Source organism: Arthrobacter ginsengisoli, assembly GCF_031456935.1.
Classification (GTDB): Bacteria; Actinomycetota; Actinomycetes; order Actinomycetales; family Micrococcaceae; genus Arthrobacter; species Arthrobacter ginsengisoli.
In genome coordinates, this window is sequence record NZ_JAVDVQ010000003.1 from 113309 (window position 1) to 128071 (window position 14763).

Genomic DNA, 14763 nt, shown 5'->3' on the forward strand with positions numbered 1-14763 from the left:
CCTAGCCGAGGCTGCAGTTACGGCGCAGTAGGTTCCACGGCGGCCGGCGGCCGGTTCCCCAGCCGCCCGCCGGAGACCTCGAGGTAGCAGGCGCCGCAGAGCGATTCGTACCAGACGTCCTGGCCGTCGATCGCGACCTGGTCCCCGTCGAAGACAACCTGGTCCCCGGCCCGGCGCGTGTTGAAGATGGCCTTCCGGCCGCACCGGCAGATGGTCTTCAGCTCCTCAAGGGTGTGCGCGATCTCCAGGAGCCGCAGGGATCCAGGGAAGGCCCGGGTGCGGAAGTCCGTGCGGATGCCGTAGGCCAGCACCGGAACGTTGTCCTGGACCGCGATCCGGAACAGGTCGTCCACCTGGGCCGGTTCGAGGAACTGGGCCTCGTCCACCAGCAGGCAGGCGACCGGTTGCGTGTCCACGTGCTCGAGCAGGGCATCCGGGTCGTCCCCGTGGGCGTGGGCGGTGAACAGCCCGCGGGCCGATGCGCCGGCCGGGACCAGGAAGTCGACCGAGCGGGTCATGCCCAGGCGGGACACAACGTCGGCGTCGCCCTTGGTGTCCACGTCCGGCTTGGCCAGCAGGACCCGCTGGCCGCGTTCCTCGTAGTTGAAGGCGGCCTGCAGCAGTCCCGTTGACTTGCCGGAATTCATCGCGCCGTAGCGGAAGTAGAGCTTGGCCAAGGGGGTCCTTTCGAAGGGGTCGCCCACCGATTGTAAAGGCGCGCCCCTCAGCGGCCCAGCTTGAGCCTGCGCCTGCGCGCCGGGAGGGGCCGCAGGCTCCCTTCGCCGGCCAGGAGGAACCGCGCGGCGGCCCGGGGCAGCCGGATTCCGGGCCGGAGCGGGCTTTCATGGAGCTGCCCTGGCAGCACGGCAAACTCGATGGAAGGGACGGCGGCGGCGAGTTGCCGGCCGGTTTCGGTGAAATACTGCGGGCTCCAGGCGCCGCTGAGCATCAGCACCGGGATGGTCACGGCCGCGAAGGTGTCCAGTTCGGCGTCCGCGTCCAGCACTGCCCGCATCTCTGAGACGGCGGTGGGCAGCAGATTGCGCATCTCGGCGCCCATGTTGGTCCGTGCGGAGAGGATGCTGAGCATCCGCAGCGCGCCCAGCGGGAGCTTGGATACCGGCCCGCCCACCTCAATGCCCTGGACCAGGTGCGCCCACGCGTCGTCGAGCTGCCCGGCGGCAACCGAACGCTCCAGCTCGGGACGCCAGCGGTGGGTGAGGTTCCCGGAGAGGGACACGGCCGCGTCATAGGTCACCATCCTGCGGATCGGTAGCGTCAGTGCCGCCTGCAGGGCCACGAAGCCGCCGTAGCTGTGCGCCACCACGTCGCTTGATCCTGTTTCCCGCATCACCGCAGCCAGATCGCCGATCTCCGTGGCCACTGAGTAGCCGGCCGGTTGCGGGGAGGACCCGTCGCGCCCGCGCCGGTTGTAGCAATGCACCGGGCGGCCCAACAGTCGGCTGACGTTCCGCGCGAATGGGCGGTACAGGGCGTCGGTGATCATGGTGCCGTGCACGACGACAATTCCCGGCCCGGGCGCCTGTCCCGTCGCCTGCCCGGCCGCCAGCCCCGGCCCGGCGGCCGGGCGGAAGGAATGCAGCACGAGGTGGCCCTCGCCGTCGTCGGTGCTGATGGTCCGCGTGTCCACAGCCTGAGTCTATTCCGCAATGGCCAGAGCTGCGCGGGACCTGCTCCGGCAGAAACCCCGGTAAACTTGGGGATTGTGACTTCCCAAAACACCTCCGCACCGAACACCGCCGCCGACTCGCACGACGCCAGCGAGCAGACGCGCATCCGTATGGAGAAGCGCGCCAAGCTGATCGAGCGCGGCATCGAGGCGTACCCGGTGGGCGTGGAGCGCACACACTCACTGGGTGAAATCCGGGAGAAGTACGCACACCTCCAGGCAGACGAAACCACCGGCGACGTCGTCGGCGTGACCGGCCGCATCGTGTTCATCCGCAACACCGGCAAGCTCTGCTTCGCCACGCTCCAGGAGGGCGGCGCCGACGGCAAAGCCGTCCGGCTGCAGGTGATGCTGAGCCTGGCCAACATCGGAGAGGACGCGCTCGCCGACTGGAAGGCCCTCGTGGACCTCGGCGACCACGTGTTCGTGAAGGGCGAAGTCATCTCCTCGCGGCGCGGCGAGCTCTCCGTTATGGCCGAATCCTGGTCCATGGCCTCCAAGGCGCTGCGCCCGCTCCCGGTGCTGCACGCCGGACTCAACGAGGAAACCCGCGTCCGCCAGCGCTACGTGGACCTCATCGTCCGGGACGAAGCACGCGAAATGGTCTACACCCGTGCCGCCATCACCCGTTCCATCCGCGAGACCCTGCACCGCCAGGGCTACGTCGAGGTGGAAACCCCGATGCTGCAACTGGTCCACGGCGGCGCCACGGCCCGCCCCTTCGAGACGCACATGAACGCGTTCGACCAGAGAATGACCCTGCGGATCGCCACCGAGCTGTACCTCAAGCGAACCGTCGTCGGCGGCATCGACCGCGTCTACGACATGGGCCGGGTTTTCCGCAATGAAGGTGTGGACTCCACCCACAGCCCGGAATTCACCACCCTGGAAAGCTACGAGGCCTGGGCCGACCAGTTCGTCATGGCCGACCGGATCAAGGAACTCATCCTCGACGCCGCCGACGCGGCCGGTGTGGGCCGCGTCCTGCACACCGAGGCCGGGGAGATCAACCTCGACGGCGACTGGGCCTGGCTGGCCGTGTACCCGGGACTGTCCGAGAGCGTGGGTCAGGAAGTCACCCCGGAGACACCGGTTTCGGAGCTGCTGGCGCTCGCCGCCAAGTACGAGATCAAGGTCGACGCCAACTGGGATGCCGAGAAGCTCGTGGTGGAACTCTTCGGTGAGCTGGTCGAACCAACGCTGCTGAACCCGACCTTCGTCTATGACTACCCGCCGTCGGCCCAGCCGCTGGCGCGCCCGCACCGCGAGGACGGCCGGCTGATCGAAGCGTGGGACCTCATCATCGGAGGCATGGAACGCGGCACGGCCTTCTCCGAGCTGATTGACCCGGTGATCCAGCGCGAGCGGCTCACCGAGCAGTCACGCCGCTCCGCCGCCGGCGACGTCGAGGCGATGCAGCTGGACGAGGACTTCCTCCGCGCCCTGGAGTACGGAGCCCCGCCGATGGGCGGGATCGGCCTGGGCATCGACCGGCTGGTCATGCTCTTTACCGGCGCCGGTATCCGCGAGACCATCCTGTTCCCGCTGCTGAAGCCCGAAGGACACTGACCATGGAGTACATCGCCGTATTGCTTCCCTCCGTTGTGGTCGGCCTGATTTTCTGGTTCGCCATGAAATCGATTTTCAATGCGGACAAATCCGAGCGCCAGGCCGAAGCGCGTGCCCAGGCGGAAGCGGACCAAAAAGCCCAGACGCCCGATATCCACCGCAACGACGGCCATTCCAACGGGCTGAACTAATAGCCGGATATTCCCCACCTTGGGTTTTCCTTTGGAAAATCTCTTTCACTTTGACTCGTTGCCATAAAGCAGAGGATACTTTAAGCAGACAGATCCAGCTTTTCGTAAATACTCATCCTTTTGGAAAGAGAGTCATATGGCACAGAAAGTGAAAATCATCCTCGTTGATGATCTCGACGGGGGATCCGCGGACGAGACCGTCCGGTTTGGCCTCGACGGCGTCAGTTACGAAATCGACCTGTCGTCCGACAATGCCGCGGAGTTCCGCTCTGCGGTCGAACGGTTTGTAGCCCACGCGCGCAAAACCTCAAGCGGCCGCCCGACCCGCACGAAGATTTCATCCGGCCGGAACCAGGACTCCGCCCAGATCCGGCAGTGGGCCCGTGATAACGGTTATGCGGTAAACAGCAGGGGCCGTATCCAGGCTGAAATTCAGGAAGCCTACCAAAAGGCGAATTCCTAGCCGTCAAGCCACGCACCCTGCGCCTTAGGCGCAGGGGCGCAATACCCTGACAAAAGCCCCCGCTTTCCGGCGGGGGCTTTGTTGTTCCGGCCGGGGCCTTGTGGCGGGCGTCCCGGCTGGCAGTCGGAGCAGCCCGGCCGCCGCGTGTCGCAGCAGCCCGGCCGACGGGTGTCGCAGGTGCCCGCCCGGCCCTCGTTCGCCCCCTGATGTGACCATGATGTGACGCGGCGGCGGCGTCCCGGTTTCCCCTGTGGCGAACAAGCCCCAAATCTTGAACCCGGCCACGTAGCATCAAAGTACGTCGTAGCTAGGAGTGTGGCGAAATGTTTGAGCGATTTACGGACCGTGCCCGTCGCGTAGTTGTGCTTGCCCAAGAAGAGGCACGCATGCTGAACCACAATTACATCGGTACCGAACACATCCTCTTGGGTCTGATCCATGAAGGTGAAGGTGTTGCAGCCAAAGCCCTTGAGTCCTTGAGCATTTCGCTCGACGGCGTCCGCGAACAGGTACAGGAGATCATCGGGCAGGGCCAACAGGCCCCGTCCGGACACATCCCCTTCACCCCCCGCGCCAAGAAGGTTTTGGAACTCTCGCTCCGCGAGGCCTTGCAGCTGGGCCACAACTACATCGGCACCGAGCACATCCTGCTCGGCCTCATCCGCGAGGGTGAAGGCGTTGCCGCGCAGGTGCTGGTCAAGCTCGGTGCGGACCTCAACCGTGTCCGCCAGCAGGTCATCCAGCTGCTGTCGGGCTACCAGGGCAAGGAAACCACCGGTGCAGGCGTTGGCCCAGGCCAGGCCGAAGGAACCCCTGCCGGTTCCGTCGTCCTGGACCAGTTCGGCCGCAACCTGACCCAGGCTGCCCGGGAGAACAAGCTGGACCCGGTCATCGGGCGCGAATCCGAAATGGAACGCGTGATGCAGGTCCTTTCCCGCCGCACGAAGAACAACCCCGTGCTGATCGGCGAGCCCGGCGTCGGCAAGACCGCCGTCGTCGAAGGCCTCGCCCAGGCGATTGTCCGCGGCGACGTTCCGGAGACCATCAAGGATAAGCAGCTGTACACGCTGGACCTCGGGTCCCTCGTGGCCGGCTCCCGCTACCGCGGTGACTTCGAAGAGCGCCTCAAGAAGGTCCTCAAGGAAATCCGCACCCGCGGCGACATCATCCTCTTCATCGACGAGATCCACACCCTGGTTGGTGCCGGTGCCGCCGAGGGAGCCATCGATGCGGCGTCGATCCTGAAGCCCATGCTGGCCCGCGGCGAGCTCCAGACCATCGGTGCCACCACGCTGGACGAGTACCGCAAGCACATCGAGAAGGACGCCGCGCTGGAACGCCGGTTCCAGCCGATCCAGGTCAAGGAGCCCTCTGTCGCCCACGCGATCGAGATCCTCAAGGGCCTCCGCGACCGGTACGAGGCGCACCACCGCGTCACCATCACCGACGGCGCCCTCGCCTCGGCGGCGAGCCTCTCCGAGCGCTACATCTCGGACCGCTTCCTGCCGGACAAGGCCATCGACCTGATTGACGAAGCCGGCGCACGGCTGCGCATCCGCCGGATGACCGCCCCGCCGGAGCTCAAGGTCATGGACGAGAAAATCGCCGCCATGAAGCTGGAGAAGGAATCCGCGATTGACGCGCAGGACTTCGAAGGCGCCGCCTCGTTGCGCGACAAGGAGCAGAAGCTCATTGCCGAGCGCGCCGAGAAGGAACGCCAGTGGAAGACCGGCGGCATGGACGACATCTCCGAGGTGGATGAGGACCTGATCGCCGAGGTGCTGGCGAACTCCACCGGCATCCCGGTCTTCAAGCTGACCGAGGAAGAGTCCTCGCGACTGCTGAAGATGGAAGACGAGCTGCACAAGCGCGTGGTCGGCCAGGACGAGGCCATCAGGTCCCTGTCCCAGGCGATCCGGCGCACCCGGGCAGGCCTGAAGGACCCGAAGCGTCCGGGCGGTTCGTTCATCTTCGCCGGCCCCACCGGTGTCGGCAAGACCGAGCTCGCCAAGGCCCTGGCCGAATTCCTGTTCGGTGAGGAAGATGCCCTGATCACCCTGGACATGTCCGAGTACTCGGAGAAGCACACGGTGTCGCGTCTCTTCGGTGCCCCTCCGGGCTACGTGGGCTACGAGGAAGGCGGGCAGCTGACCGAGAAGGTCCGCCGTCGTCCGTTCTCCGTGGTCCTGTTCGACGAAGTGGAGAAGGCGCACGCCGATCTTTTCAACTCGCTGCTGCAGATCCTGGAAGACGGCCGGCTGACCGACTCCCAGGGCCGCGTGGTGGACTTCAAGAACACCGTGATCATCATGACCACCAACCTCGGCACCCGGGACATCTCCAAGAGCGTTGCCACCGGCTTCCAGTCCGGCACGGACACGCAGACCGGGTACAACCGGATGCGGGCCCGGGTCACGGAGGAACTCAAGCAGCACTTCCGTCCCGAGTTCCTGAACCGCGTTGACGATGTTGTGGTCTTCCCGCAGCTGACCCAGGACGAGATCATCGAGATCGTGGACATGTTCGTCGGCCGGTTGGAGAAGCGGCTCAAGGACAAGGACATGGGCATCGAGCTCACGACCGCCGCCAAGGTCCTGCTGGCAACCCGCGGGTACGACCCCGCGATGGGTGCCCGGCCGCTGCGCCGGACCATCCAGCGCGAGATCGAGGACCAGCTCTCCGAGAAGATCCTCTTCGGCGAAATCCACGCCGGCGACATCGTTGTAGTGGATGTGGACGGCGAAGGCGACGACGCCAAGTTCACCTTCGCCGGCAACGCCAAGCCGCGCATCCCGGAGATCGCTCCGAGCGTCTAGGCAATCAAGCCAAAGGCCCCGCTTTCCGGAAATGGAGGCGGGGCCTTTTGCGTGCCCGCGGCCGGCAGCGCTGCACGGCCCCCCGCGGAGCCGCCGCGCGGGGTGTGAAAGCAGTGTTTCACTATGAGTGAAATTGATGTGACGCGAGGCACAGGAGGTGTTGAATCGGTGCATGGCTTCCACCGATTCAGCGACCCTGAGCGAAAAACCCGAGACATCCTTCCACGGCCTGGACCACTACCTCGCCATCCCGAAGGTCAGCGGTCTGGTGTTGAGCCCCGACGGCCGGCGGCTGGTCACCACCGTGGCCACGCTGAACGCCAAGGGCACCGAATACGGCACCGCCCTGTGGGAGCTGGATCCGGAGGGGCACAAGCAGGCCCGCCGGATCACCCGCAGCGCCAAGGGCGAGGCCGGGGCCGTGTTTGCCGCCGGCGGCGACCTCTACTTCAGTTCCGCCCGCCCCGACCCGGAAACGCCCGACGCGGATCCCGTCAACGCCCTGTGGATGCTGCCCGCGGACGGCGGCGAGGCCCGGGTGGTGCTGACCCGGGCCGGGGGAGTCAGCGCGCTCCTGGCCGCCAAGGAGACCGGCGCCCTCTTCGTCAACGCCGCCGTGCTGGCGGGTGCCACGGATGAGGAAAGCGATGAGGAACGCCGCAAAACGCGCAAGGACAACAAAGTCGCCGCCATCCTGCACAGCGGCTATCCCGTCCGCTACTGGGACGCTGATCTGGGGCCCGCCCAGCCGCGGCTCTTCGCGGTCGAACCGGGTGCGGAAAAGGAGCCCGGCAAGCCGGCAACGGTCGACGCCGCGCCGCCGCTGAAGCTCCGGAACCTCACGCCCGACGCCGGTGCCGGACTTCGGGATGCCGAGTCAGTCGTCAGCCCGGATGGCCGGACCATTTACAGCAGTTTCGTCAAGCCGCTCGCGCACGCGGATTCACGCTCTGTCCTGGTCGCGATCGATGTCGCCAGCGGCACCCGCACCGTGCTGCTGGACACCGAGGGAATGAACTACTTCCCGGGCCCGGTCAGCCCCGACAACAGGACCCTCGTGGTGCTCAGCGAGAGCGACGGCACTCCGGAGCAGGCCCCTCGGCTCAGGCTGCACCTGCTCGACCTCGCCGGCGGTGCGTCCGGACCCGAGGCGGGCGGCGAAGCGGCGCTGACCCCGCTCGTGCACGGCTGGGACCGCTGGCCGCGCCCCGCCGCCTGGCTGCCGGACGGATCTGGCCTGCTCGTCACCGCCGATGAGGACGGCGCCTCGCCGGTCTTCAGGATCACCCTGCCCGGCGACGGCGGCGGCGGAGCCGGCCGGGTCACCCGGCTGACCGCCGATTCCGCCGCATATACCGACGTTGTGGTCTCCCCGGACGGCCACAACGCCTACGCGCTGCGCAGCTCCTATGAATTCCCGGCCGAAGCCGTGCGGATCAGTATCCCCGGCGGCGACGTCGTCCGGCTCCCGGCCCCCGCCGAACGCCCGCACTACAAAGGCTCGCTGGAGCGTGTGGAGACGACGGCGGCAGACGGTACCCGAGTGCCGGCGTACCTGGCACTTCCGGAAGGTGCCTCGGCGGGCAGCCCGGCGCCACTGTTGCTTTGGATCCACGGCGGCCCGCTCGGATCCTGGAACGCCTGGACCTGGCGCTGGAACCCGTGGCTGCTGGTGGCCCGGGGGTACGCCGTGCTGCTGCCGGACCCGGCGCTGTCCACCGGCTACGGCCAGCAGCACATCCAGCGCGGCTGGGGCGGCTGGGGCAAGGCGCCGTTCACTGACCTGATGGCCATCACCGACGCCGCCGTACAGCGGCCGGACATCGACGAGACCCGAACCGCCGCCATGGGCGGGTCTTTCGGAGGCTACATGGCCAACTGGGTGGCCGGCCACACGGACCGCTTCAAGGCGATTGTCACCCACGCCAGTCTTTGGGCGCTGGATCAGTTCGGCCCCACCACCGACGCCGCGCAGTACTGGCTCAAGGAGATGACGGCCGAGATGGCGCTGGCGAACTCCCCGCACCTGCACGTCGAGAACATCAGCACTCCGATGCTCGTCATCCATGGCGACAAGGACTACCGCGTCCCGATCGGCGAGGGCCTGCGCCTTTGGTATGAGTTGCTGTCCAAGTCCCGGCTCGCCGCCGACGAGAACGGCGAAACCGACCACCGCTTCCTCTACTTCCCGGACGAAAACCACTGGATCCTGCAGCCCCAACACGCCAAGGTCTGGTACGGCGTCGTAGAGCACTTCCTCGCCAGGAACCTGCTGGACAAGGATCTGCCGGTGCCCGCCGAGCTGGGTCTCTGAGTAGCCCCGCCGCCGAGGGAGGCAAAACTCGTCCAGAGGGCGCCCCGTAGGATTGGGCTGTGACTGAGACAATCCGCATCCGCCTTGCCCGCACCAGCGATGTCGGGGCGATCAAGACGCTCGTGGCGCCACTGGCCGACCAACGGATCCTGATGGCCAAGGAAACCGTGGCGTATTACGAGAGCCTCCAGGAGTTCCGGATCGCCGAAGCGCCTGACGGTGAAGTGGTCGGCTGCGGCGCTCTGCACGTTATGTGGGAGGACCTCGCCGAGGTGCGCACGCTCGCGACCTCGGACGCCTGGCGGGGTAAGGGCGTGGGCCACCTGCTGGTGGAGCGCCTGCTGGAGGACGCCAGGGCGCTCGGCGTCTCCCGAGTGTTCTGCCTGACCTTCGAGGTGGACTTTTTCAAAAGGCACGGCTTCGACGTGATGGCCGACCAGACCGCCGTCGACCCCGCGGTGTATTCGGAACTGCTGCGCTCCCATGACGAGGGTGTTGCCGAATTCCTCGACCTCGCCCGGGTAAAGCCCAATACGCTCGGCAATACCCGGATGATCAAAACCCTGTAATGCAACGCTTTGCGCCGGGCGGCCGGGCCGAGGTCTTCCCATCAGTAAAATTGATGGATAAACTGTTTCCGGTCCAGGGGGTGGACCACCCGACTTCCGGAGGCAAGAAATTGCACGAGCGCGCCATTTTTCCCGATTTCTCCGCATTCCAAATGACTCTCACCGGCGCGGCTGCGGTGCGCCGCACCGCGGACCCGGACGCCGGGGAAGCGGCGGAAGAGGATCCGGGGCCCGGTCCGCACCCGGGACCGGCCGCGGGCCCCGGCCCGGCGGCCGGGGTCAATCGGGGGCGGCATGCCGCGCCGCCGTTCTCCTGGCTCGGCAGCGATGCCTGGCCGAATTTCCCGTTGTCGGCGGACACCGGAAGCTGACGTCCACAGCCGCGGATCCCGCTTCGGGCTGTCCCGGCACGGAACCCTGTTTCCGCTGCTGAAGTCGGGAATTTGGAGCCTACCGCTGGCAGGGCCCCGGTAGTAGGGTGAGCAAGCAAGCCAGGACACCATCCAGGGAGCACAGCCATGAAGAAGCTCATCAATGATCCCCGCGCAGTGGTTGACGAGTCAGTGGAGGGTTTCGGGCTTGCCCATGCCGACCTCGTGACCGTCTTTGCGGACCCGAAGTACATTGTGCGCAAAGACGCGCCGGTGGCAGGGAAAGTCGGACTGGTCTCCGGCGGCGGCAGTGGCCATGAGCCGCTGCATGGCGGCTACGTCGGCATGGGAATGCTCGACGCCGCCGTGCCGGGCGCCGTTTTCACCTCGCCGACACCAGACCAGATCCTTCCCGCCACTCTCGCCGTCAACTCAGGTGCCGGCGTCGTGCACATCGTGAAGAACTACACGGGCGACGTCCTGAACTTTGAGACGGCCGGCGAACTGGCCGAGGCAGAGGGGGTGCAGGTCCGCACGGTGCTGGTCAACGACGACGTCGCGGTGCAGGACTCGCTCTACACCGCCGGACGACGCGGCGTCGGCGGAACGGTCCTGGTGGAGAAGATCGCCGGTGCCGCCGCCGAACGCGGTGACAGCCTGGACGCCGTCGCCGCGATCGGAGACCGCGTCAACCAGAACGTGCGCAGCATGGGCGTCGCGTTGACTGCCTGCACCGTCCCGCATGCCGGGTCGCCGAGCTTTGTGCTCGAGGAAAACGAAATCGAGATCGGCATCGGCATCCACGGCGAGCCCGGGCGGCACCGGATTCCAATGGAGAACGCTGACGGCATCACCGACCGCCTGCTGGAACCGGTCCTCAGCGATCTGGGGCTGGCGTCCGGGGACAATGTGCTCCTGTTCGTCAACGGCATGGGCGGCACCCCGCAGAGTGAGCTCTACATCGTCTACCGCCGCGCCGCGCAACAGCTGGCCGAAAAGGGCATCACGGTGGCCCGCTCGCTGGTCGGCAACTACATCACCTCGCTCGAAATGCAGGGCTGCTCGCTTACCGTCCTGCGCCTCGACGACGAGATGACGGCGCTCTGGGACGCCCCCGTCCACACCCCGGCCTTCCGCTGGGGCGTCTGACCGTGGGGCTGGACGTCGACTGGGCCGTGCGGTGGCTGACGCTCTCAGCCCAGGCAATGGCCGAGCACCGCGAGGAACTCATCGAACTGGACAGGCCGATCGGCGATTCGGACCACGGCGAGAACATGGACCGCGGCTTCAAAGCGGTGATGCTCAAGATCGCCGAGACGCCACCGGAAACGGCCGGGGCGGCGCTCAAGCTGACCGCCATGACGCTTATGTCCAAGGTTGGTGGGGCGGCCGGACCCCTCTACGGCACGGCCTTTCTCCGGGCTGCCACGGCCCTGGGCGAGGCCGCCGACATCGACGCCGCCACCCTCGCCTCGGCGTTTCAGGCCGCCAGGGACGGAATCGTGGCCCGGGGCAAGGCTGAATCCGGCGACAAGACGATGGTTGATGCCTGGACCCCGGCAGTCGACGCTGCCGCTGCCGCCGCCGGCGACAGCGATGTGCACAAAGTCCTGGCGGCCGCGGCGGAGGCAGCCGAAGCCGGGGCAGTCTCTACCGACCCGATGCTCGCCCGCAAGGGACGCGCCAGCTATCTGGGCGAGCGGAGTATCGGGCACCGGGACCCGGGCGCCGTGTCCAGCGCCCTGATCCTGCGCGCCGCTGTCGGGGCAGCGGAATGACGGTAAAGCTCGTCGTCGTATCCCACAGTGAAAAGATCGCCGACGGCGCCGTCGAGCTGGCCGCCCAGATGGCTCCCGACGTCCTGATCCTCCCCGCCGGCGGCACCGACGACGGCCGGATCGGCACAAGCCTCGAGCGGGTCATGGCCGCGCTGGAAGAGGCGGCGGACGCGAACGGCGACGGAATCGTCGTCCTGACGGATCTGGGGTCGGCCGTGATGACGGCCGAGTCCGCGGTGGAGTTTGTGGCGGATCCCTCCGCCGTGCTGCTGGCCGATGCCCCCCTCGTCGAAGGGCTGGTCGCTGCTGCCGTCGCGGCGCAGGCCGGGGCGGACGCCGAAGCCGTGAAGGAGGCCGCGGAAGCCGTGTACCGGCCGCCGGCCGCGCCGCAGCGCGCGCACGAGCGGCGGGCCCCGGAGGTGACCGGGGACTTTGAACTCATCAACCTGGCCGGCATGCATGCCCGTCCGGCGGCAAAGATTGCCGGCGGCCTGTCCGGCATGGACGCCGAAGTGACCGTCAACGGCGTCGACGGCACGTCGATGACGGAGCTGATGATGCTTGGCGCGGCCAAGGGAACCGTGCTGCACGTCGAAGCCAGCGGCCCGGACGCCGGCAGGGCCGTCGACTATCTGCGCGGGCTGGTCACGGCGGGCTTCGGCGAACCCTGACCGCGGCGTTCAGACCGTCCGGGCCGCGGTCCGGTCCGGTGCCAACGGGGTCTGCCGGGAACCGTACCAGGCGATCCACCCGCCCCCAACTGCCATGAGCAGGGCCCCGGCGGCCTGGGTCGGCAGGCTGCTGCCTGTCGTCGCCAGCCCGAGGACAACGCCCAGGACATAGAACACGACGGCGCCCGCTGCCCAGAGCGCCCCGGCCCAGCGCGGCAGCGCGCGCGAACGCCACACCGCGATCCCGAGCAGTACGTTGCCGAGGAGCGCCAGCAGGATGCCCAGCAGGAACGCCACTGTCATGGACCCGGGGAATTCCAGTAGCATCACGTCCTGGTGTCCGGCCAGGTAGGCCCTTCCGATTGCGGGCGTGGCAAAGGTGGAAATCACGGCCGGCACCAGCAGCAAGGCTGTACCGGCGACAGCGGTGACCATGGCTGCCAGCGCCAGGCCTCCAACCCGGCTGTTTGCCAGCCGGCAGCCCAGTGCGAAGACGCCGAAGATCGCGAGGATCGTGCCGGTGGTGCTGCCCAACAGGTGGCTCAAGTGGTATGAATCGGAGCTGACAAACCGGGCCCAGGCATCCGGGTCCCGCTCCTGGTCCGGCTGCGGTTCCAGCGTGGCCCAGGCCGTGACGAGCGCTGACACCGGCAGGGCCCACAACCCTGCCCGGATCCAGCGGCTGATGTTTTCCGAGTTCACTGGGTTCACCTTTCTCCACGCGGGCTAGGCGGCCTGGCGGAGACCGTCGGCATCCAACAGCACACCGGCTGAGATGAACCTGCCGCACTGCCTGCCGTACGGGTACGCGACCCGGGGCGTGAACGTCAGGGACCGGACCGGCAGCGCTAGGCCGCCGGCGTCGGTGCCGCTCACGCTGGCCTCGATCGGGGATTCCGTGAGCGGATCAAGCATCAGCATCCCCGTCAGCGTGCCGTCAGGCGAGGCGGTTGCCGAACAGGGACGGTCCTTGCCGTGCGGTCCGGGTTCGCAACCCTGATCCACCGTGGTGCTCCCCGGGAAGAGCTCAAGCTCAGCCTCCGTGCAGCGACCGTCCTGGCAGGCTTTGAGCCGGAGCGTTTGCACCGAGGCGGTGTACTCCCGGGCCACGGTCAGCGCAACTACCGGCGCCTGGGCGATTGCCGGGCACACCGTCTCGGGCTGGCACCCGGTGGCCAGGAGTGCGGTGCAAGCCAAGCCCACGAGCGCCGCGAACGTTCGCATGCTTCAGGGTAGTTCCGGGAGGTCCGTGCAGCTAGGGGTCCGGCGTCCGGCTCTGTGCCCGGCCCGGCATCCTGCTTGGCTTCCGGCCCGGCATCCGGCCCGGCGGGGGATCAGGCCGGCAGCCGGAATCCGGCTGGATGCAGCTCGGCCAGACCGTCGCTCAGCAGCCCCGACAGCGCGCGTTCCAGCTGCTCCGGGGCGGAGTCGAGCCGGTGCAGGGCGGCAAGTGGGATTCCGATCCCCGCCGGTTCGAAGCCAAGGTCCGCCGGGGCGCGCTGGAACAGCTCCCGGGCCACCGGCGACTCGGCTACGCGGAGTACCGCCATCACGGCTCCCCGAACCTGGCGGTCCGTTCCGTGCCACGACTGCCCCTTCGGGGTGTAGGTCGGCGGGGGCTCACCGGCTGCAAGCCAGGCGCAGGAGCCACTGACCGGGCATTGCCCGCACTTCGGCGACCGCGCCGTGCACACCAGGGCGCCAAGCTCCATTACCGAGGCATTCCAGCGGACGGAGGGGCCGGCACCGTCCGGCAGCGCGTTCGCGGCGAGCCGCATTTCCGCGGCGGTCAGCGCCGGCGACGGCAGCGCCGCGCCGGAAAACAGGCGCGCGTGCACCCGGCGGATATTGGTGTCCACTACGGTTTCGCGGCGCCCGAAGGCGAAGGCGGCCACGGCCGCCGCGGTGTAGCTGCCCACTCCGGGCAGCTGCAGCAGTTCAGGGTAGGTTCCCGGGACCTCTCCGCCGTGGTCGGCGCCGATGGCGACGGCGGCCGCGTGCAGTCGCAGCGCCCGCCGGGGGTAGCCCAGCCGTCCCCAGGCCCGGACCGCTTCCCCGGCAGGTTCCCGGGCCAGGGCGGATGGCTCCGGCCAGCGCCGCAGCCATTCCTCCCAGACTGGCAGCACGCGTACCACCGGTGTCTGCTGCAGCATGATCTCGCTGACCAGCACGCCCCACGGCGTGCATTCAGCAGCCCGCCAGGGCAGGTCGCGGGCATTGACCGCAAACCACGTGGCGAGGGCGTTGTGCAGGGCGGCCAGCGCAGCGGCTTCGGGAACGCTTTCGGGAGCGACTTCCGGGCGGGCGGCGTCAGGGACAGTGGGGGCATCG

General features: G+C 67.8%; 15 protein-coding genes. 10 read left to right on the top strand and 5 right to left on the bottom strand.

All coding sequences use genetic code 11. The annotated features are described in order from the left end of the window. Positions 1-17 precede the first annotated feature (17 nt). Together J2X01_RS04770 and J2X01_RS04775 are read right to left on the bottom strand one after the other, a co-directional pair. Positions 18-677, bottom strand: coding sequence for a thymidine kinase (locus J2X01_RS04770; RefSeq protein ID WP_310051207.1), 660 nt, complete (start codon positions 675-677; stop codon positions 18-20). A gap of 47 nt (positions 678-724) precedes the next feature. After that, complete coding sequence (locus tag J2X01_RS04775) at positions 725-1651, bottom strand: alpha/beta fold hydrolase (RefSeq protein ID WP_310051209.1); 927 nt, start codon at positions 1649-1651, stop codon at positions 725-727. Positions 1652-1726: 75 nt separating this feature from the next. Here J2X01_RS04775 and lysS point away from each other — a divergent pair, with 75 nt between their 5' ends. The 10 genes from lysS to dhaM all read left to right on the top strand — a co-directional run bounded on the left by lysS (position 1727) and on the right by dhaM (position 12432). Further along, on the top strand, positions 1727-3259 hold the full coding sequence (lysS, locus tag J2X01_RS04780) for a lysine--tRNA ligase (protein ID WP_310051212.1): 1533 nt from the start codon (positions 1727-1729) through the stop codon (positions 3257-3259). A 2-nt stretch (positions 3260-3261) separates the two neighbouring features. Next, entirely contained in the window at positions 3262-3450 is a 189-nt protein-coding gene (locus tag J2X01_RS04785; RefSeq protein WP_310051214.1) for a hypothetical protein, read from the top strand. A 136-nt stretch (positions 3451-3586) separates the two neighbouring features. After that, positions 3587-3913: a histone-like nucleoid-structuring protein Lsr2 gene (locus J2X01_RS04790; RefSeq protein ID WP_310051215.1), complete on the top strand. Its 327-nt coding sequence runs from the start codon at positions 3587-3589 to the stop codon at positions 3911-3913. A gap of 323 nt (positions 3914-4236) precedes the next feature. Continuing rightward, on the top strand, positions 4237-6729 hold the full coding sequence (locus tag J2X01_RS04795) for an ATP-dependent Clp protease ATP-binding subunit (RefSeq protein ID WP_310051217.1): 2493 nt from the start codon (positions 4237-4239) through the stop codon (positions 6727-6729). Positions 6730-6901: 172 nt separating this feature from the next. Beyond that, positions 6902-9043 (top strand): S9 family peptidase, encoded by a 2142-nt coding sequence (locus J2X01_RS04800; RefSeq protein WP_310051219.1) that lies wholly within the window; start codon positions 6902-6904, stop codon positions 9041-9043. Between the two features lie 59 nt (positions 9044-9102). Continuing rightward, on the top strand, positions 9103-9612 hold the full coding sequence (locus J2X01_RS04805) for an amino-acid N-acetyltransferase (protein WP_310051222.1): 510 nt from the start codon (positions 9103-9105) through the stop codon (positions 9610-9612). After that, positions 9612-9983: a hypothetical protein gene (locus J2X01_RS04810; protein ID WP_310051225.1), complete on the top strand. Its 372-nt coding sequence runs from the start codon at positions 9612-9614 to the stop codon at positions 9981-9983. The genes J2X01_RS04805 and J2X01_RS04810 overlap by 1 nt, the downstream gene beginning before the upstream one ends. 147 nt (positions 9984-10130) lie before the next feature. Beyond that, entirely contained in the window at positions 10131-11132 is a 1002-nt protein-coding gene (gene dhaK / locus J2X01_RS04815; protein WP_310051228.1) for a dihydroxyacetone kinase subunit DhaK, read from the top strand. A 2-nt stretch (positions 11133-11134) separates the two neighbouring features. Next, positions 11135-11761, top strand: coding sequence for a dihydroxyacetone kinase subunit DhaL (gene dhaL, locus J2X01_RS04820; RefSeq protein ID WP_310051230.1), 627 nt, complete (start codon positions 11135-11137; stop codon positions 11759-11761). After that, positions 11758-12432, top strand: a complete 675-nt coding sequence (gene dhaM, locus J2X01_RS04825; protein WP_310051232.1) for a dihydroxyacetone kinase phosphoryl donor subunit DhaM — start codon at positions 11758-11760, stop codon at positions 12430-12432. Before dhaL ends, dhaM begins: the two co-directional genes overlap by 4 nt. 9 nt (positions 12433-12441) lie before the next feature. On the opposite strand, the gene J2X01_RS04830 is transcribed toward dhaM, so the two are convergent. From J2X01_RS04830 to J2X01_RS04840, 3 genes are all read right to left on the bottom strand, one after another. Beyond that, positions 12442-13134: a hypothetical protein gene (locus J2X01_RS04830; RefSeq protein WP_310051234.1), complete on the bottom strand. Its 693-nt coding sequence runs from the start codon at positions 13132-13134 to the stop codon at positions 12442-12444. 24 nt (positions 13135-13158) lie between these two features. Then, positions 13159-13656 (bottom strand): hypothetical protein, encoded by a 498-nt coding sequence (locus tag J2X01_RS04835; RefSeq protein ID WP_310051237.1) that lies wholly within the window; start codon positions 13654-13656, stop codon positions 13159-13161. A gap of 110 nt (positions 13657-13766) precedes the next feature. Beyond that, positions 13767-14603 (bottom strand): iron-sulfur binding domain-containing protein, encoded by an 837-nt coding sequence (locus J2X01_RS04840; RefSeq protein WP_374724937.1) that lies wholly within the window; start codon positions 14601-14603, stop codon positions 13767-13769. Positions 14604-14763: the final 160 nt, after the last annotated feature.

What these genes read in the sequence shown, in the direction of transcription:
- J2X01_RS04800 (WP_310051219.1), top strand. Translation starts at nt 6,902, where the DNA reads ATGGCTTCCACCGATTCAGCGACCCTGAGCGAAAAACCCGAGACATCC.
- dhaM (WP_310051232.1), top strand. Translation starts at nt 11,758, where the DNA reads ATGACGGTAAAGCTCGTCGTCGTATCCCACAGTGAAAAGATCGCCGAC.
- J2X01_RS04785 (WP_310051214.1), top strand. Translation starts at nt 3,262, where the DNA reads ATGGAGTACATCGCCGTATTGCTTCCCTCCGTTGTGGTCGGCCTGATT.
- dhaK (WP_310051228.1), top strand. Translation starts at nt 10,131, where the DNA reads ATGAAGAAGCTCATCAATGATCCCCGCGCAGTGGTTGACGAGTCAGTG.
- J2X01_RS04810 (WP_310051225.1), top strand. Translation starts at nt 9,612, where the DNA reads ATGCAACGCTTTGCGCCGGGCGGCCGGGCCGAGGTCTTCCCATCAGTA.
- J2X01_RS04835 (WP_310051237.1), bottom strand. Translation starts at nt 13,656, where the DNA reads ATGCGAACGTTCGCGGCGCTCGTGGGCTTGGCTTGCACCGCACTCCTG.
- J2X01_RS04790 (WP_310051215.1), top strand. Translation starts at nt 3,587, where the DNA reads ATGGCACAGAAAGTGAAAATCATCCTCGTTGATGATCTCGACGGGGGA.
- J2X01_RS04795 (WP_310051217.1), top strand. Translation starts at nt 4,237, where the DNA reads ATGTTTGAGCGATTTACGGACCGTGCCCGTCGCGTAGTTGTGCTTGCC.